The following is an 18,248-nucleotide window of genomic DNA, read 5'->3' on the forward strand; positions in this document are numbered from 1 at the left end:
GCCGGCCCGGGGGCGAACCCCGGGCCGGCGCTCTCAGGCGTCCGGCGTCGGCCGACGGCCGTCAGGTGGCGATCAGGCCAGGTCGAACCGGTCGAGGTCCATGACCTTCGCCCACGCCGCGACGAAGTCGCGCACGAACTTCTCCTTCGCGTCGTCGCACGCGTAGACCTCGGCCAGCGCGCGCAGCTCGGAGTTCGACCCGAAGACCAGGTCGACCCGGGTGCCGGTCCACCTGACCTCGCCGGTGACGGCGTCGCGGCCCTCGAAGGTGTTCGCGTCCTCGGACGTCGCCTTCCACGTCGTGCCCAGGTCGAGCAGGTTGACGAAGAAGTCGTTGGTCAGCGCGCCGGGGGTCGCGGTGAAGACGCCGAGCGGCGACTGCTGGTGGTTGGCGCCCAGCACGCGCAGGCCACCGACCAGGGCGGTCATCTCGGGCGCGCTCAGGGTGAGCAGGTTGGCCCGGTCGAGCAGCAGGTACTCGGCCGGCAGGCGGTTGCCCTTGCCGAGGTAGTTGCGGAACCCGTCGGCGGTCGGCTCCAGGGCGGCGAACGACTCGACGTCGGTCTGCTCCTGCGAGGCGTCCACGCGGCCCGGCGTGAACGGCACCTCGACGTCGAAGCCGGCGTCCTTGGCGGCCTTCTCGACGGCGGCGGAGCCGGCGAGGACGATCACGTCGGCGACCGAGACCCGCTTGCCGCCCGTCTGGGAGGCGTTGAAGGCGTCCGCGACACCCTCGAGGACGCGCAGCACGGTCGCGAGCCGGTCGGGGTCGTTGACCTCCCAGGCGCTCTGCGGCTGCAGGCGGATGCGGGCGCCGTTGGCGCCGCCGCGCTTGTCGCTGCCGCGGAAGGACGAGGCCGACGCCCACGCGGTGGACACGAGCTGCGACACCGACAGGCCCGAGGCCAGGATCCGCTCCTTGAGCGTGGCGACGTCGGCGGCGTCGATGAGCTCGTAGGTCCGCTCGGGGAGCGGGTCCTGCCACAGCAGCACCTCGGACGGGACCTCCGGGCCGAGGTAGCGCGCGACCGGGCCCATGTCGCGGTGGGTCAGCTTGAACCACGCCCGCGCGAAGGCGTCCGCGAACTCGTCGGGGTTCTCCAGGAAGCGCCGCGAGATCGGCTCGTAGATCGGGTCGAACCGGAGCGAGAGGTCCGTCGTGAGCATCGTCGGGGCGTGGCGCTTCGACGGGTCGTGCGCGTCGGGGACGGTGCCCGCGCCGGCGCCGTCCTTCGGCCGCCACTGATGCGCGCCGGCCGGGCTCTTGAACAGCTCCCACTCGTAGCCGAAGAGGATCTCGAAGAAGCTGTTGTCCCAGGTGGTCGGGGTGTCGGTCCAGATGCCCTCAAGGCCGCTGGTGATGGTGTCGCCGCCCTTGCCGGTGCCGAAGGTGCTGCGCCAGCCGAGGCCCTGCTCCTCGATCGGGGCGGCCTCGGGGTCGGGGCCGACGTGGTCGGCCGGGCCCGCGCCGTGGGTCTTGCCGAAGGTGTGGCCGCCGGCGATCAGGGCGACCGTCTCCTCGTCGTTCATCGCCATCCGGCGGAACGTCTCGCGGATGTCGCGGGCCGCGGCGATCGGGTCCGGGTTGCCGTTCGGGCCCTCCGGGTTGACGTAGATGAGGCCCATCTGGACCGCGCCGAGCGGGTTCTCCAGCTCGCGGTCGCCGGTGTAGCGCTGGTCGCCGAGCCAGGTGGTCTCGGGGCCCCAGTAGACGTCCTCGTCGGGCTCCCAGACGTCGGCGCGGCCGCCGGCGTAGCCGAAGGTCTTGAAGCCCATCGACTCCAGGGCGACGTTGCCGGCCAGGATGAGCAGGTCGGCCCAGGACAGCTTCTTGCCGTACTTCTTCTTGACCGGCCACAGCAGGCGGCGGGCCTTGTCGAGGTTGCCGTTGTCGGGCCAGCTGTTGAGCGGCGCGAAGCGCTGCTGACCGGCTCCTGCGCCGCCGCGGCCGTCGCTGATCCGGTAGGTGCCGGCGCTGTGCCAGGCCATGCGCACCATGAACGGCCCGTAGTGGCCGAAGTCGGCCGGCCACCAGTCCTGCGAGGTCGTCAGCACCTCGGCGATGTCCCGCTTCACGGCCGGCAGGTCCAGGCTCTTGAACGCCTCGGCGTAGTCGAAGTCCGCGCCCAGGGGGTTGGCCACGGCGGGGTTCTTGGCGAGGATCTTCAGGTTGAGCCGCTCCGGCCACCACTGGCGGTTCCCGCCGCCCTGGGTGGGGTGCAGGGCGCGCCCATGCGCGACCGGGCAACCGCCCGTTTCGCCCTCTGTCTTGGGGTCTGTGACGATTGCATCGTGGTTCTCGGACATGGGAATCCTTCCGGACTGAGCCGATCGGTGCTCAGGAAGTGGGGACGGTGGAGCAGTCGGGGCACAGGCCCCAGTAGATGACCTCGGCCTCGTCGATCGAGAAGCCGTGGTCGTCGGAGGCGTGCAGGCACGGCGCGTCGCCGACCGCGCAGTCGACGTCGGCGACGACACCGCACGAGCGGCACACGACGTGGTGGTGGTTGTCCCCGATGCGTCCCTCGAACCGGGCGGGGCTGCCCGCCGGCTCGATCCGGCGTATGAGGCCCGCCGCGGTGAGCGCGTGCAGGGCCTCATAGACGGCTTGCAGGGAGATGTGACCCACGCGGTCGCGCACCCCGGCGGCGATCGCCTCGACGTCCAGGTGGTCGCCGTGCCGGACGGTCTCCAGCAACGCGACGCGGGCGGCCGTGACCCGCAGGCCGGCGCCGCGCAGCTCCTCGGCGGTGGTCGGAGACGTGGGCGCGCTCATACCGCCGAACCTACCTTCATAAACACGAACAATACAAGAGAACGAACGATGCAGGTTTAGCGCCACGCCGGAACCCTTTCAGTGCCGCGCCGAGACCTGGCCGTGGTCAGCGGGCCCGGCGGGTCCAGCGGGCCTTTCGCGGGGTCGGCCGGACGGCGGGTCGGCGGGTCGGCGGGTCGGCGGGTCGGCCGGGCGGCGGGTCGGTCGGGCGGCGGGCTGCAGGCGGCGGTTCGGCCGGGCGGTGGTCAGCCGGTCTCGTCGCGGCGGTCGCGGGCCGCCTCGGCGCGCAGGCGGGCGGCCCGCTCCTCCAGCACGCGCGCCTGCTCCTCCGGCGAGGGCGCCTGCACCGGCTCCGCGTCCTCCTCGTACGGCTTGGCGGCCTCGGCCTTGAAGACGCGCAGCGAACGTCCGATCGAGCGGGCCACGTCGGGCAGCTTCGACGAGCCGAACAGCATGAACAGGACCAGCCCGATGATGAGGAGCTCGCCGACCCCGAGATTCTCCATGATCCCCCCGTGGTGGAGCGCACGGTCAAGCCGTCTGCCATCCTACGTCCACGCAGGTCAGCGGGGCATGGGAGCGGCTCAGGCGACCTCGTAGACGAGGTGCTGCACGCCCGTGCGGAAGGTCTCGGCCGAGACCAGCGTGAAGGGGATGGGGTGGTCGCCGTCCTCGAACAGCCGCCTGCCCCGGCGCACGGCGACGGGGTGCACCAGCAGGCGCAGCTCGTCCAGCAGGCCCGCGGCCAGCAACTGCTGGACGACGGAGATCGACCCGCTCATGGCGATGTGCGTGTCGCCGGGCTCGTTCTTCAGCGCGGTGACGGCCTCGACGAGGTCGCCGCGCAGCAGCTCGGAGTTGCGCCAGGTGAACTCCAGCGGCTGCCGCGAGACGACGATCTTGCGCGCGTCGCCGAGGGACTTGGCCATGCCGGCGTCCTCGCCGCCCGCGGTCTCGCGCTCCGGCCAGGCCCCGGCGAAGCTGTCGTAGGTCTCGCGCCCCAGCAGGACCGTGTCGGCTTTGGCGAGCGTGTCCGTCACGGCGGCGCCCATCTCGTCGCTGAAGTACGGCAGGTGCCAGGCCGCCGGGTCCTCCACGACGCCGTCGAGCGAGACGAACAGGCCGGCGATGATCTTCCTCATGGTGTTCCTCCTCGGGGAGGGGGCGGTGCGTCGCCCCCGCTGTGGTCTGTCTGACGACAGCCTGCGGGAAGCTGCTTACGGCTTCCCTAAGGAGGACTTATGGTGCCCTACGGGCGGATGGCGCCGACCAGCCGGCCGCGCCAGTAGCCGTCCAGCTCGCTGATCTTGATGACGTCGCCGGTCTGCGGCGCGTGGACCATCTTCCCGTCGCCCGCGTACATGCCCATGTGCCCCAGCCCCTTGCTGAAGACCAGGTCGCCGGGCTGCAGCGCGTTCAGGGGGACGCGGCGGGCGGCGCCCCAGCTCCACTGCGTCCAGGTCGTGCGGGGCAGCGAGACCCCGGCGGCCCGCCAGGCCGCCTGGGTCAGCCCGGAGCAGTCGTACGAGCCCGGCCCCGTGCCCCCGAACCGGTAGGGCTTGCCGATCTGGGCGAAGGCGAACTGCAACGCGACGCGGGCGTTGCCGGAGGCGGGCCCGGAGTACGTCATGCCGGTGCTCCTGGGGTCTCCGGTCCTGAAGGCGCCGATCCGGCGCAGCAGCCGGGTCTGCTCGGCGATCAGCTTCTCCACCTTCGCCCGCTCGCCGCGCACCTTGTCGCGGGCCGCTTCGGTCTCGTCCAGGACGCGCCGGGCCTCGCCGTAGCGGTCGCGTAAGTCCTTGGTCGCCGCCTGGAAGGCCCGCAGCCTCGCCGCCCTGGTCTCGGCGATCCGGTCGAGGGTGGCCATGCCGCCCAGCACGGCTCGCGGATCGCCGTCGGCGACGACGCCGCCCCAGCCGGGCAGGGGCCCCGACCGGTAGTCGCTGACCACCGCGGACATGAGCTGCCGGCGCAGCTCCGTGGCCTGGGCGTTCTTGCGGGTGAGCTCGGCGTCGAGGCCGTCGTGCCGCTCCTTGGCCTTCTTGTACGCCTCGGTGGCCTGGTTGTACCGCTCGACCGTCTGGTCGGCGCGCTCGTTGAGCTTCTGGAGCTTCGCCCGGACCTGCGCCGGCGAGGGCTCCGCGACGGCGGCGCCGGGGGTGACGACCAGGACGGCCGACGCCAGTGCCGCCGACACCGCGATCTTCCCGAGCACTGCCGGCATGGTCACTACGACGCCTCCTCGTAGATCTCGAAGCTTGGGCGACATCGTACAGAGGATCTGGAGAGGCCGGCCCCTTGCTCCGTGTGCGTGCTGGCGCGACGGCGTACTAGCCGTGGTAGTGGCGGGCTCGTACGGGCCGCGTGTGGAGATACGCGCGCGGGCCGCGCGGCGTTCACCGCGGCCCGCGCGCGGCAGGCGTCAGCCCTGGAACTCGGGGTAGCCGTAGCCGACGACCTGCGACTTGGGCCGGACGCGCTGCTCCACGCGGCCGTCGCCGGTGTTGCCCTCGATCGTGGTGATCGTGCCGTTGCCGTTGTCCTTCTTGACCAGGCCCACGTGGTCGATGCTGCCGATGCGCCCGCCGTTCCAGGAGAAGAACACGACCGCGCCGCGCTCGGCCTTCCGGCCCCACCGCTCGTGCCTCTTGAACCACCTGGCCCAGGTGACGGTGTAGGCGTCCGCGCCCATGCTGGCCCGCAGGCCGGCCTTCTCGCCGACCCAGGAGACGAACATCGCGCACCAGGGGGCGTTGCGGTAGGCGCGGATGCTCCCGCCGTCGCGGGCCACGGTCTGGGCCGCGCGGGGCGAGGACATGTACCAGCGGTGGAAGCGGGTGCCGCCGCCGGCCCGGTTCTCCTTCACGCCGAGCTGGGACTTGGCCACCTTCAGCAGGGCGTCGGCGGTCAGCAGCGCCTTGTGGGCCGGGGCGGCCTTCGGCGCCGGCGCGTTCTCCTGGGGCGGGGCGGCCTGGGCGGGCGGCGCGGCCTTCGTGACCGGGACGGCTTGGGCGGGCGGCGCGGCCTTCGTGACCGGGACGGCCTTCGTGACCGGGGCGGCATTCGCGACCGGGGCGCCGTTCTGGAGCGGCGCGTCGTTCTGAGGCGGGGCGTCCGCCTGGGCCGGCGCGGTGTTCCGGGCGGCGGGGGCGGTGCCGGTGCGGGAGGTGGCCGGCTGCTCGGCGGAGCGAGGGTCGTCGGCGCGGGCGGGGAGGCCGGACAGGACGACGCCGGCGACGATCGTCACGCCGAGGGCGAGGCGGGGGAGGCCGGCGGACGTGCGAGCACGAGAGGGGACGTGCATGGTCATGCTGGGGGTTTGCTCCTTGCTTCCATGCCGCCTACCGGGTTAGCTGACGGGTTCGGGCGTGGAAGTGCCCTACGGGACGCCGTCGTGGACGGCGTTCCGATTCACCCCAAGGGGATTGGGTCCCCGGCTCCGCGATGACCGCGGACTCGGCGGCCGCGCCACCGCGGCGGGATCGGATCCCGCCTGGGCGGCGCGGTCTTGGCAGGTGTGAGGCGCCCGGCCGGTGTCTCTCCGGCCGCACGTCTCGGGGCGCTCAAGGTAAGTGATGGGTATAGGGCAGGGCAAGGGGTGGTTTGTCGGGTTTTGTCGGTAAACATCCCTGAACTGGGCTTTTATGCCTAATTCTTTACCTTTGGTGTTGTCTGTCGTGATCTCCGCGCGCCCGGTCCGGATGTGACTACTATCACTCGTAGTGGGGTTCGAGGCCGGCCAGGAGGTTGAAGGAGCCGGTCAGCAGGTTGAGGGCGACCAGGCCGGGGAGCTCGGCGATGATCCGGTCGCTCCAGCCGTGCTCGCGCAGGGCCGCGACGTCCTGGTCGGTGATCGAGGACGGCTCGGCGAGCACGCGGACGGCGACGCCGATGAGCGCGGCCTCGCGCGGGTCGGCCGAGGTGCCCTGGCGGGCGAGGGCGACGTCGGCCTCGCTCAGTCCCGCCGCCTTCGCGGCCGTCGTGTGGGCGTCGAGGCAGAGGCCGCAGCCGATCCGCTCCTGCACGGCGAGGGAGATCTTCTCGCTGAGGGCGCGGGGCAGCTTCGAGCGGCGCATGGCGCGGGACAGGTCGAGGTAGCCCTGCAGGACAGCGGGGGAGTGCGCCATCGTGGACACCATCTCCCCGGCGCCGCCCCTCCTCTCGATGATGTCGTCCAGCAGCTCGCGCGCCTTCCCCTGTGCTTGCGCGGGGGTGAGTGCGGTCAGGCGTCGCATGGGATCACTCCTCTGGTCTCGGGTGGCGATACTATACCCCCGCACCGTATTAAGGAGGCTGGAGATGACACCCGGAGGACGACTCGCCGAGCACCTGACCCGCTGGCTCGGCGCCTGGCCGCCCGCGTCCGAGCTGGACGTCGTCGGCGAACCCGCGCGGACGCGGCCCGGATGGGACGGCAGGCTCCATCCGGTCATGGGGATCGCGTCGCCCGAGGGAGGCGTCCTGTCGGTCCCGCCGGAGCACGCCGGGCCGGTGGCGCGCCTGCACGCCGAGGAGCCCGGCCTCGCCGCGCTGGGTCCGCGCGTCCCGGCCCTGGTCGGGCATCCCGAGCGCGAGTGGTTCACCGCCGTCTACCGATGGACGCTCTCCCCCGCGTCCCTGCCCCAGCCGGGGGAGTGGACCGCGGCGGAGCACCCCGATACGCCGGCGTGGCTGCGACCCTTCGGCGGGGACGTGCTGGTCGCCCGGGACCCGGAGACGGGGGCGCACCTGGCGGGCGTGGGGATCAAGAAGCACGACGCGTACGGTCACGAGCTGGCCGTCGTGACCGCTCCGGAGGCGCGCGGGCGGGGCCTGGCGCGCGCGCTCGTCGCCCAGGCCGCCCGCCGGGTGCTCGACGAGGGGGCCGTGCCCACCTACATGCACGACCCCGGCAACCTGGCCTCGGCCGCCGTCGCCGCAGCGGCCGGCTTCCCGGTCCGCGGCTGGACCGCCTTCGGCCTGACCGAGGAGCCGGCGCCGCCCGCGACGTGACGCCGTCAGCAGAGGAGCCGGCGCCGCCCGCGACGTGACGCCGTCAGAAGGCGTACGTGCGGGTGACCGCCATGAGCCCGCCGTCCTCCCTGGTGGAGGCCACCAGGGACGGCGGCATGGGGGTGAACCCCGGCACCGCGCGCAGGCCGTCGGTCTCGGCGACGGCCGTCACGCGGACCGGGCCCGCCCCCGCCACCCGCAGCGTGATCTCGGCGCCGCCCGCGGGCAGGCCGCGGAAGCGCACCTCGCCCGGCCAGGTGCCGGCCCGCGCCCCCGTCACCGGCACGGTCACGGTCGTCAGCCCGCGCGCCGCGGCCGTCGCCCCGGTGATCGGGCGTTCGACGCGGAGCGTCACCGAGCGGGCGCCGCGTCCGGCGCGTACCCGCAGCCGGATCGTGCCGCCCTCGCGGCCCAGCAGTGTGAGGCGGGGAGCGGCGGCGGGGGCGGCGGGCGCCGGCCCGGTCCACAGCGCGCCGCGGGCGTAGCCGGGCGGGAGGCCGGAGACGTCGTGACCGGAGACGTAGCGCCGGGTCCACGCGGGCGGGTCGGTGTCGGCGCTGACCCAGTGGGCCGTCCGCGCGCCGGCGTCCATCACGTACGCCAGGTGCGTGCGCCCCGGGTCGGCCGCGTCGAAGCGGTCCACGGCCAGCCCGCCGGCGGCCAGGGCGAGCGCGAGCGCCGCGGCGACGGCCGGCACGGCCGGGCGCCACCGTCGCGGCGGCGACAGCAGCTCGGCGAACGGCAGCAGCGTCAGCGCGAACAGCGCCACGACCAGGGCGGCGGCCCCGCCCAGGGCCAGCCCCAGGCCGTCGAGGACCAGCCTGGCCATTGCGGGCAGCAGCATCGCCGACACGCAGGCGCCGGCCGTCAGCGCCGCCACCCGCCACCGGGGCGGCAGCAGCACCGCGCCCAGCCCGCCGAGCGCGCCCGCCAGCGCGGGCAGCGTGAGGAGGTACGCGGCGCCCGGCGCGTACGCCGCGCACGCGACCCCCAGCCCCGCCGGCCAGGCCAGCGCGCCGACCGCCAGCGCGGCGGGCCCGGCCACCCGCCGCAGCGCCGCGTACCAGGCCAGCACCGAGGCCACGGCCAGCAGCGCGACGGCCGCCTGGAACGGCCCCGGCCGGTGCAGCAGCCCGCCCATCACGTCGTACACCGGCCGCATTCCGGCCATCACCTGCCACTGCCCCTGGGCCAGCACCACGGCCAGCGCGAGCGGCGCGACGCCGGACACCGCGCCCACGGCCAGGCGCGGCAGGCTGAGCAGCCGCCTGCGGCGGGCCACCAGCGCGAGCCCCGCGACCGCGGCCACCGCCAGCAGGGCGAGCGGCCACACGAGGGCCTGCGGATAGCGCACCATGACGCCGAGGAGCCGGAAGTACGTGGCGTCGTGGCCGGCCCGCAGCGTCGCCAGGTCCGCGTTCCCCAGCGTGCGGGCCAGCGCCAGCATCGTGGAGCCGTGGTGCTGGAGGCTGCCCCGGTCGAGCTGGTCCACGGAGTCCTGGGCGGTGTGGTAGCGCGAGGAGCGTTCGAGGTAGGCGAAGTTCATGCCGGTGAAGCCGGCCTCGGTCAGCGGCGTGAAGTCGGTGTTGTTCGGCAGCAGGCGGTAGATCGCCATCAGCGACGAGTTCCCGCGCGGGTGCGACACGGCCTGCCCGAACGTGCGCACCAGCTCGGCGTCGCCCGGGGTGGTCTCGAACAGCATGGAAGGCCCGGCGACCCCGCGGGCCTCGAAGTTGAGCAGCACCCCGCCCTCGCGGCCCAGCGGGTGCTCGCGGGCGAACGCCTCCGCGCCCAGCACGCCGTCCTCCTCGCCGTCGCTCATCAGCAGCACGAGGTCGTTGCGGAGCGCGGCGCCGCCGAGCGCCCGTACGGTCTCCAGCATCGCGGCGACGGCCGCGGCGTCGTCGGAGGCGCCGGGGCCCATGGACGCCGAGTCGTAGTGCGCCGCGATCAGCACCGTCCCGGTCGGGTCGCTGCCGCGCCGTACGGCCACCAGATTGTGCACCTGCCCGAACGCGGCCAGCCCCGTCGAGGCGTTGGCGCCGATCGCCCGCTGCGTCATGACCTCCAGCCCCGCGGCCCGCAGCTGCCCCGCCAGGTAGGTTCTGGCCCGCTCGCCGGCCGGGCCGCCGATCGGGCGCGGCTCGGTGGCGAAGCGTTCGAGATGCCGCAGAGCCCGCCCGGCGCTGAACTCGCCGCTCGGCGCCGAGGCGGGCAAGGGCTGCATGGTGCTGTCCGCCATCGCGGTCAGCATGATGAGCGCGGCGAGGACGAGCAGGGCCGACAGCCCCGCCACGACCCGGCGCGGCGCCTCGATCAAGGTTCCGGTCATGGCCAGGAACGCTATGTCCGCGCCCTTGTGCCGGGTAATGAGGCGGGTGCCCGGATCGACCTGCGGTTTTCCTCAGTGCGACCGCCGGGACTCCCCGCGCGCTGATCGTCCTCGGGCCAACCAACCGCCCGCGGCGGTAGTCCAACCCCGCGTGAGCAACGCACTGATCGACGGGGACCCGCAGCGGCTCGGCGCGTACTGGCTGGCCGGGCGGCTGGGCGCGGGCGGCCAGGGCGTCGTGTACGAGGCGTACGACCAGGCCGGCACGCGGGTGGCGGTCAAGGTGCTGCGGGGCGACCTGGCCGGTCAGAAGGAGCTGCGGGGGCGGATGGCCAGGGAGGTCGTGGCGGCGCAGCGGGTCGCGTCGTTCTGCACCGCCCGGGTCCTCGGCGCCGACCTCGACGGGCCCAGGCCGTACATCGTCAGCGAGTACGTCGAGGGCCCAGCCTGCGGGCGGCCGTGACGGGCGGCCGGCGCTTCGCCGGGGACGACCTGCACCGGCTGGCCACGGCGATCGCCACCGCGCTGACCGCCGTCCACGACGCGGGCGTCGTCCACCGCGACCTCAAGCCCGACAACGTGCTGCTCGGCCCGGACGGCCCCCGGGTGATCGACTTCGGCGTGGCCAGGACGCAGGAGATGTCGCTCACGACGACCGGGGTGGTGGCGGGCACGCCCGGCTACATGGCGCCCGAGGCGTTCTCGGGGGAACGCGTGGGGCCGGCCGCGGACGTGTTCGCGTGGGGCGCCGTGGTGCTGTTCGCCGCCACCGGCAAGGACCCGTTCGCGGGGGAGTCGCTGGGCGCGGTCATGCACCGGGTGCTCGCGCACGAGCCCGACCTCGCCGTGCTGCCCGGCTCGCTGCGCGGCCTGGTCCGGGCGGCGCTGGCCAAGGACGCGGCGCGCCGCCCGCCCTCGCGCGACCTCCTGCTGAGCCTGCTCAACGCCGACGGTCTCGCCGGGAGAACGGACGGAACGGCCGGGCGGGAGGGCGGTCTCGCGGAGCCGGACGGGGCGGCCGTGCCGGAGGGCGGTCTCGCCGGGCCGGACGGGGCGGCGGGGGAGACGGCGCGGCTGCTCGCGCGCGGCGCGGACGGCGGCGAGCGGCTGGGGGTGCCCGGCGACGATCCGGCGCTCGGCGTCATCGCCGAGGACGCCTACGCCGCCCTCTCGCCCGCCGACCGGGAACTCGTGCCGGACGTCTTCCTGCGCCTGGTCACGGTGACCGAGGAGGGCTTCCTCATGCCGCGCGAGGCGCGCAGGTCCGAGCTGCCGCCCGACGCCGAGCGCGTGCTGGCCGCGTTCGCCTACCTCGTCTCGGCCGTGGACGGCGGGGAACGGCTGCGGCTGCTGCGGCCCGCCCTGCCGCTGGCCTGGCCCCGGCTGCGCGCCTGGATCGCGGCCAACCGGGACGGGCTGTCCATCCACCGGCAGATCCTGACGGCCGCCGAGCGCTGGCAGGAACGCGGGCGCAAGGACGCCGACCTCCTGCACGGCAGCTCCCTCGACGACGCGCTGCGCTGGGCCGCCGCCGAACGGCGCAACATCACCCTCACGCCCGCCGAGCGGGACTTCCTGGAGGCCGGCGCGGCCCTCACCAGGCGCCGCTCGCGGCGCACCAGGGCGCTGGCCGCCGGTCTCGGCGTGCTGCTGGTGGTGTCGCTGGTCGCGGGCGGCCTCGCGGTACGGCAGAGCATCACCCTGGCCGAGCAGGGCGAGACGCTCGCCCGGCAGCGCGACACGTCCGAGTCGGCCCGGCTGGCGGGCGTCGCCGAGTCGGTGCGCGGCCGCGACCCCGTGCTCGCCATGCTGCTCAGCGCGGCGGCCGGACGGCTCTCGCCCACGGCCGAGGCGCGGTCGAGCCTGTTCGCCTCGCTCACCGACCAGGCCACCGGCGCCTTCCACGACCCGGCGACGGGGCCGGACGTGGCCCGCGCGCTCAGCGCCGACGGCCGCACGCTGGTCAGCGTCAGCCCCGGCGAGGTGCGGATCTGGGACGTGGCGACCGGACGCCGCACGGGCGGCTTCACCGGCGCCCTCACCGCCCCGGGCCGGCCCGCCGCACGGCTGCGGCAGGTCGCGGTCAGCGAGGACGGCCGGCTGCTCGCCGTGGCCGACACCAAGGGCGTGGCGCTGTGGAACCTCGCCACCGGCGCCCGGGTGGGCCCGCGCGTGCCCGCCGCCGAGGAGATCGACCTGGAGGTCTCCTTCAGCGGTGGCCTGCTCGTCATCGACATCGGACAGGGCAAGACCATCCGCGACCCGCGCACCGGCCGCAGCACCGCGGTGCCCACGCTGGACAAGGTGGCGGTCCACCCCGGCGGCGACTACGTCGTGGCGGGCGGGAAACGGTGGGCGCTGCCCTCCGGCAAGCCGCTGCCGGGCTTCCCCGGGATCTGTTCGAACTGCGCCGCCTGGGCCGGCTTCAGCCGCGACGGGCGGCGGCTGGCCATCGGCGACGACAAGGGGCTGACCGTCTTCGACGCCCGCACCCGCAAGGAGCTCACCTTCCTCGCGGACTGGGAGCGCATGGCGACCCCGGTGTTCGACCGGGACGGCCGGGTGCTCGCGGGGCTGGGCGCGACGCTGCGGCTCTACGAGGTGGACGCCGACGAGCCGCTGGTGTACGAGCGCGCGCTCCCCGACCTGGCGTCCGCGGTCGGGTTCGGACCGGACGGCCTGCGGTACCTGAGCGAGGACACGGTCGTCACGCTCCCGCCGTACGCGGTCGCGGCGGAGCCCGTGGACGAGGTGGAGCTCGGCACGGGCGGCCGGCTCCTCGCCTCCCACGCGCTGGACGCCTCAGAGGTACGGCTGGCCGACCCCCGCGCGTGGGACGCCTCCCGGGCGCGGTCGGCCGGCCGGGCGCTGGCGGCCGGTCCGTCGGACCCGTACGACAGCGAGCTCACCTTCAGCCGCGACGGCCGCCGGCTCGCGCTGCGGCGCAGCGAAAGCGTCGTCGTCTGGGACACCGCCACCGGAGGCGAGCTGGCCAGGGTGCCGCTCTCCGGCATCACCGACGGCTCGCTTCCCGGCCCGGCCGGGCTGTGGACGGCCGGGGAGAGGACGTTCACCCTCTGGGCGCTGCCCGGCGGGCGGCGGGTCAGGCAGGTGCCCAGGCCGCGCCTGTCCGGCTGGACGGTGACCGCGGACGGCCGGCTCGTCGGCCTCGACGCGGACCGGCTGCGCATGGTCGACCTGGAGAGCGGGCGGCCTTACGGGCCGCGGCTGCCGTTCCCCGGCGCGACCGAGGACGTCTGGTTCGACGCGGGCGCGCGGCTGGTCGCCGCGGACTTCGCCGGCAAGGTCGGCGTCTGGGACACGCGCACCGGGGCCCAGGTGGGCGACTGGCTGCGGGTGGGCGCGGCCCCGTGGGCGGCGGCGTTCTCGCCCGACGACCGGCTGTTCGCGTTCGCCTCGCAGGACAAGACGCTGACCGTCTGGGACGTGGGGCGGGGGCAGCCGGTCGGGCCCGTGGCACGGCTGACGGACAGCGCGCGGTCGGTCGTCTTCACCGCGGACTCGGCGGAGGTGGTGGCGATCGGCCGGAAGGCGCGGCCGACCCGGCTGCCCGTGGCGGTCGGGCCGCTGATCGGGGCGGTCTGCGCGCGGGCCGGGCGGAGCCTCACCGCGGCGGAGTGGGCGCGCCACCTCCCCGGCCGGGCGTACCGGCCGGGGTGCTGACCCACCGGCCCCGGCCGGTACGCCGGCCGGGGTGCTGACCCACCGGGCCCGTGCGCGTGTACCGGCCGGGATGCCGACCGGCCGGGCGGCGGTCAGCCCTGGCCGGACCAGTACGCCTGGGCGCGCTGCCAGGCCGCGGCGCCGACCGCCCGGCCGAGGGCGCGGCCCTGCAGGTCGCCGGCGCGGAAGTGGATGCCGCCGTAGCGCCGCGACAGCCCGGCCTGGTCGGCCGCCTCGGAGAAGGTGTGCCAGCGCAGCGTCACGTCGGCGGCGGGGGTGACGCCCGGCTCCACCTGCGACGAGCCCTTCGCGATCACGGCCTCGCCGCCGAACGCGTCGCCGCCCGTGAAGCTCCGCAGCACCTCGGCCGCCGCCCCGCTGAACGTGCTGTGCCCCGAGACGTACTCCGCGAACGGCGGCGTCGGGAACGTGGGCACCTGGTAGGGCACCCAGGTCGCGCCGTCGATCACCCGGCCGCCCCAGGTGGGGATCCGCTGCCCCCGGTACAGGTAGCGGACCGCGGTGATCGGGCGGACGGAGTCGTGGTCGCGCTTGACCTCCCAGGCGGCGATCCCGGCGTCCATCACCGAGTTGGCCAGCGCGAAGAACATCTTCACGTCCTCGTCCAGGCCGTGCCCGTCGCGCGCCGACACCTGCTGGGCGAACAGGCACCAGTGGCCGGGCGGGGTCTCGCTGTTCGGGCCGTCGGCCCAGTACTCGGCGATCGCCTTCTGGCGGTCGGTCAGCGCCGCGGTGCCCGCCACGATCTCGGCGGCCTGCGCGCGGAAGGCGGTCGTGCCGTTCGCCGCGGGCGCGGGCACGCCGTCGGCGAGGTCGCGGGCCCGGCCGCTGAAGGAGGCCACCCCGCCCCAGTGGGGCGCCAGGAACGGCGGCGTCACCAGCGCCCCCGCCTTGTTGCGGTAGGTGAGCGGCTGCCAGCGGCTCGGGTCGTTGACCGAGGTCAGCGGGTCGGCGACGACCATCGGGGCGTTGACCGGGGCGTAGCCGGTGGTGTCGGCGTAGCCGCCGAGCTGGTTGGAGCCGTCGGCGTGCCGGTGCTCCAGCACCGCCGTGCACGCGGCCAGCCCGGTGCGGGCCGGCTGGCTGGAGGTGTCGGCCGGGTCGTAGCCCAGCTCGGTCATCAGGGCGTCGAAGGCGGGGCGCTGCGCCGGGTAGAGGTCGGCGGCGGCCTGGTGGGCGGCGTAGCTGACCGCCTCGGCGCGGTTGGCCTCGGTGCGCTCCGGCTCGGGCCGGCGCAGCGAGCCGCCCAGCCGGGTGCCGACGGCGACCGCGTCGTAGGCGGCCCACGCGTCGTACGCGCAGGTGTGGACCACGGCCAGGGCCCTGGCTGCCTGCGGCGGGCCGAGGGTGCCGGTGCGCACGGCCGCCAGCACCGCCTCGTTCCAGCGCACCACGACGTTGCGCCCGGTGCCGGCGCGCGCCTCCGCGGACGCGGAGGAGCCCGGCGCCGGGTGGGCGGGGGCGACGGGCAGCAGGAGCGTGGCGGTGGCCGCCACGGTGAGCGCGAGCGCGCGTAAGGACGTCCGTTCGGGCATGGCAGATCTCCTCGCTTTGCGGGCCCCCGTGCATCTGGCTTGGCGATCATGCCATGCTCGAACGCGTATTCGAGCTAACTCGAAGGTGGGTGTTGCCTATCCGGTCGCCGCCCGGGTCGCCGCCCGGGTCGCCGCCCGGTCCGTCGCTCGGCCCGTCGCTCGGTCAGGGGAGCGGGTGGCCGGCGTGCGGGTTGGCGGCGGCGCCCTCGGTGCTGAGCAGCACGAGCGCCGCGTCCGGTGCGAGGCCCAGGGCCGCACGGCGCTCGCCGTGCCCGTCGCCGGTCAGCGCGGCCCGCACGCCCGCGAGCGCGGCGGCGCCGCAGGGGCCGGAGGAGACGCCGAGCGCGGCGAGGTCGCGCGCCGCGCAGGCGGCGTCGGCGTCGGTGACGGCGACGGCCGCGTCCAGGCCGTCCCTCAGGTACGGCCAGGCGGCGCTCGACGGGGTGCCGCAGTTCAGCCCGGCCATGATCGTTTCGCCGGTGGTGACGGCGACCGGCTCCCCGCGCACGAGGCTCGCCAGGACGCAGGCCGCGGCGTCGGGCTCCACGGCCAGCAGCGCCGGGGGGCGTCCGGCCGTACGGCTGCGGTAGTGCGTGACGACGGCCTGGGCGAGCGAGCCCACGCCCGCGGGCACGGCCACCAGGCCGGGCGAGGTCACCCCGGCGGCGGCGAGCTGCGTGTCGGTCTCGGCGAGCAGGGTGGAGTAGCCCTCGACGATCCAGCCCGGGATCCGCTCGTAGCCGGGCCAGGCGGTGTCCTGGACGAGGAGCGCGCCCGGGGCCGCGGCGGTCTCGGCCGCCAGGCGCACCGCGTCGTCGTACGACCCGGCCACCTCGGTGACCTCGGCCCCTTCGGCGGCGATGGCGGCCACGGCCTGGGGATGCACGCCGCGCGGGACGAGCACCCGGGCCCGCAGGCCGAGCAGCCGGGCGGTGCGGGCGACGGCGCGGCCGTGGTTGCCGTCGGTGGCGGTCACGAGGGTGACCGCCGCGCCCCGGCCGTCGCCGTCCGGCGCGCGCTCGGCGAGGGCCCGGTGGACCGCCCATGAGGCGCCTAGCGCCTTGAACGCGGGCAGTCCCAGACGGGACGACTCGTCCTTGACGAAGACCCGCCCGACGCTCAGCTCGGCGGCGAGGGCGGGCAGCTCGGCCAGGGGAGTGGGGGCGTAACCGGGCAGCGAGGCGTGGAAGTCGCGCACCCGCGCGGGAGCGGGCGGGCACCTCCAGTCGCGGGCGCCCGCCCGCGCGAACCAGGCGGGCGTGGATGTCGGTGAGCTTGATGGCACCCGATCAGCGTGCCATCCCCGGCCCCGGTCCCGTCACGCCGGGCGGTGGACGACCCGCCCGTCCAGCATGGTCAGCCACGCGTCGACGCCCGCCAGCGCCTCCGCCGGCAGGCTCCGCACGTCCGCGTCGAGCACCGCCACGTCGGCCAGCTTGCCCGGCGTGAGGGACCCGATCCGGTCCTCCATGCGCAGCGCGTACGCGGCGTCGAGCGTGTGGGCGCGCAACGCCTCCTCCAGCGTGATCGCCTGCTCGGCGCCGATCGGGCCGCCCTCCCGGGTACGGCGGCGCACCGCGTTGGCCACGGTCTCCATGGGCCGCAGCGAGGAGACGAACGAGTCGCTGGACAGCACGGGGCGCAGCCCGGCGTCGATCTCCTCGCGCATCGGCTGGAGCCGGTGCGCCCGCTTGTCGCCGAGCCGGCGCACGAAGTCGGTGCCGCTGTCGTGGAGGAAGTTGGGCTGGTTGACCGGGATCACGCCGAGCGCCGCGAAGTCCCGTACCTGGGCGGGCGTGGGGTGCCCGCAGTGCTCGATGCGGGGCCGCGCGTCGTCGCCCGAGACGGCCACCGCCGCCTTGACGGCGTCGAGGGAGTAGCCCATCGCCCGGTCGCCCTGGGTGTGGATGCCGATCTGCCAGCCGGCCGCCGCGGCCCGCCGCACGAGGTCCGTCAGCTCGTCCGGCCGGTGGTAGAGCGAGCCGGTGAAGCCCTCGCCGTACGGCTCCTCGAACATGGCGGTGCCGCCCAGCAGCGTGCCGTCGCAGTAGAACTTCATCGCGCCGAAGCGCAGCCGGTCGTCGCCGAACGGCCCGGCCAGGCCGATGGAGGACAGCTCGTCCAGCATGTGCGACAGCGGCATGACCACGGTGCGCACCGGCAGCGTGCCGGCCTTCCACGCCGACCGGTACACCAGCAGCTCCCGGCGCGACACCTGGGGGTCGCACACGGTGGTCACCCCGGCCCGCAGGTAGGTGTCCCCGGCCATCTCCAGCCAGGAGCGCAGCTGCTCCTGGGGCAGGTCCACGTGGAAGTTCGGGCCGTGGCAGCCGATGTCCACGGCCACGGGCAGCAGCAGCTCCATCGCCGAGTCGAGCACCATGCCGGTGAGCCGGCCGCCCTCGTCCCGCACGAACGACCCGCCCGCCGGGTCGGCCACGTCCTCACCGATCCCGCGCCAGGCCAGCGCCGCGGAGTTGACCACCGCGTGGTGCCCCGACACGTGGTAGACGATCACCGGGTGGTCGGTGGTGGCCTCGTCGAGCTGCCGCCGCGTCGGCCGGCCGCCCGGGAACTTCGCGTCGTCCATCCCGTACGCGCGGATCCACTGCCCGGCGGGGGTCCGGGCGGCCTCCGCGGCGACGGCGGCGACCAGGTCGGCGGCGCTGCCCACGGCCGGGTAGCGGGCGTCCACCGCCACCAGCGTCTCGGCCGTGGACAGCAGGTGGTTGTGCGGGTCGATGAAGCCGGGCACCACGCTCCGGCCGCCCGCGTCGACGACCTCGGCGCCCGGCCCGGCCGCGGCGAGCACGTCCTGCTCGCGGCCGACGGCCAGGATGCGGCCGTCGCGCGCGGCCACGGCCTCGGCGGCCGGGTTCGCGGGGTCCATGGTGATGACCTTGCCGCC

General features: G+C 75.2%; 14 protein-coding genes and 1 riboswitch. Of the genes, 3 read left to right on the forward strand and 11 right to left on the reverse strand.

The features are described 5' to 3' along the window. Positions 1-72 precede the first annotated feature (72 nt). The 7 genes from katG to HT134_RS14245 all read right to left on the reverse strand — a co-directional run bounded on the left by katG (position 73) and on the right by HT134_RS14245 (position 7,011). Positions 73-2,307, reverse strand: a complete 2,235-nt coding sequence (katG, locus tag HT134_RS14215; RefSeq protein ID WP_175600803.1) for a catalase/peroxidase HPI — start codon at positions 2,305-2,307, stop codon at positions 73-75. Between the two features lie 31 nt (positions 2,308-2,338). Beyond that, the gene (locus tag HT134_RS14220) at positions 2,339-2,776 is read right to left on the reverse strand and encodes a Fur family transcriptional regulator (protein ID WP_175600804.1); all 438 of its coding nucleotides are present in this window, start codon (positions 2,774-2,776) and stop codon (positions 2,339-2,341) included. Positions 2,777-3,021: 245 nt separating this feature from the next. Further along, positions 3,022-3,282 (reverse strand): twin-arginine translocase TatA/TatE family subunit, encoded by a 261-nt coding sequence (locus HT134_RS14225; protein ID WP_175600805.1) that lies wholly within the window; start codon positions 3,280-3,282, stop codon positions 3,022-3,024. A 78-nt stretch (positions 3,283-3,360) separates the two neighbouring features. Then, positions 3,361-3,918: a dihydrofolate reductase family protein gene (locus HT134_RS14230; protein WP_175600806.1), complete on the reverse strand. Its 558-nt coding sequence runs from the start codon at positions 3,916-3,918 to the stop codon at positions 3,361-3,363. 107 nt (positions 3,919-4,025) lie between these two features. After that, positions 4,026-5,000: a C40 family peptidase gene (locus HT134_RS14235; RefSeq protein ID WP_175601128.1), complete on the reverse strand. Its 975-nt coding sequence runs from the start codon at positions 4,998-5,000 to the stop codon at positions 4,026-4,028. Between the two features lie 198 nt (positions 5,001-5,198). Further along, the gene (locus tag HT134_RS45570; protein ID WP_246364387.1) at positions 5,199-6,086 is read right to left on the reverse strand and encodes a CHAP domain-containing protein; all 888 of its coding nucleotides are present in this window, start codon (positions 6,084-6,086) and stop codon (positions 5,199-5,201) included. A 13-nt stretch (positions 6,087-6,099) separates the two neighbouring features. Continuing rightward, positions 6,100-6,248: riboswitch (cyclic di-AMP (ydaO/yuaA leader) on the reverse strand. Positions 6,249-6,489: 241 nt separating this feature from the next. Beyond that, positions 6,490-7,011 (reverse strand): carboxymuconolactone decarboxylase family protein, encoded by a 522-nt coding sequence (locus HT134_RS14245; RefSeq protein WP_175600807.1) that lies wholly within the window; start codon positions 7,009-7,011, stop codon positions 6,490-6,492. Positions 7,012-7,075: 64 nt separating this feature from the next. Between HT134_RS14245 and HT134_RS14250 the strand changes: the two genes are divergently transcribed. Then, positions 7,076-7,768, forward strand: coding sequence for a GNAT family N-acetyltransferase (locus HT134_RS14250; protein ID WP_175600808.1), 693 nt, complete (start codon positions 7,076-7,078; stop codon positions 7,766-7,768). A 43-nt stretch (positions 7,769-7,811) separates the two neighbouring features. Here HT134_RS14250 and HT134_RS14255 read toward each other — a convergent pair whose 3' ends face one another. Continuing rightward, positions 7,812-10,100 carry a M28 family peptidase gene (locus HT134_RS14255; protein WP_175600809.1) on the reverse strand — a complete coding sequence of 763 codons (2,289 nt, stop codon included), beginning with the start codon at positions 10,098-10,100 and terminating at the stop codon, positions 7,812-7,814. A gap of 151 nt (positions 10,101-10,251) precedes the next feature. Here HT134_RS14255 and HT134_RS14260 point away from each other — a divergent pair, with 151 nt between their 5' ends. After that, positions 10,252-10,563 carry a protein kinase family protein gene (locus HT134_RS14260; protein ID WP_175600810.1) on the forward strand — a complete coding sequence of 104 codons (312 nt, stop codon included), beginning with the start codon at positions 10,252-10,254 and terminating at the stop codon, positions 10,561-10,563. Next, a complete protein-coding gene (locus tag HT134_RS14265; RefSeq protein ID WP_175600811.1) occupies positions 10,560-13,784 on the forward strand; it encodes a serine/threonine-protein kinase in 3,225 nt (1,074 codons plus the stop codon). Before HT134_RS14260 ends, HT134_RS14265 begins: the two co-directional genes overlap by 4 nt. Positions 13,785-13,876: 92 nt before the next feature. Here HT134_RS14265 and HT134_RS14270 read toward each other — a convergent pair whose 3' ends face one another. The 3 genes from HT134_RS14270 to HT134_RS14280 all read right to left on the reverse strand — a co-directional run bounded on the left by HT134_RS14270 (position 13,877) and on the right by HT134_RS14280 (position 18,230). Next, a complete protein-coding gene (locus HT134_RS14270) occupies positions 13,877-15,340 on the reverse strand; it encodes a vanadium-dependent haloperoxidase (RefSeq protein WP_175600812.1) in 1,464 nt (487 codons plus the stop codon). 163 nt (positions 15,341-15,503) lie between these two features. Then, on the reverse strand, positions 15,504-16,625 hold the full coding sequence (locus HT134_RS14275) for a diaminopropionate ammonia-lyase (protein ID WP_175600813.1): 1,122 nt from the start codon (positions 16,623-16,625) through the stop codon (positions 15,504-15,506). 33 nt (positions 16,626-16,658) lie between these two features. Then, complete coding sequence (locus tag HT134_RS14280) at positions 16,659-18,230, reverse strand: amidohydrolase (RefSeq protein WP_175601130.1); 1,572 nt, start codon at positions 18,228-18,230, stop codon at positions 16,659-16,661. Positions 18,231-18,248 lie beyond the last annotated feature (18 nt).

The sequence above is a fragment of the Nonomuraea rhodomycinica genome, from assembly GCF_013363995.1.
GTDB lineage: Bacteria > Actinomycetota > Actinomycetes > Streptosporangiales > Streptosporangiaceae > Nonomuraea > Nonomuraea rhodomycinica.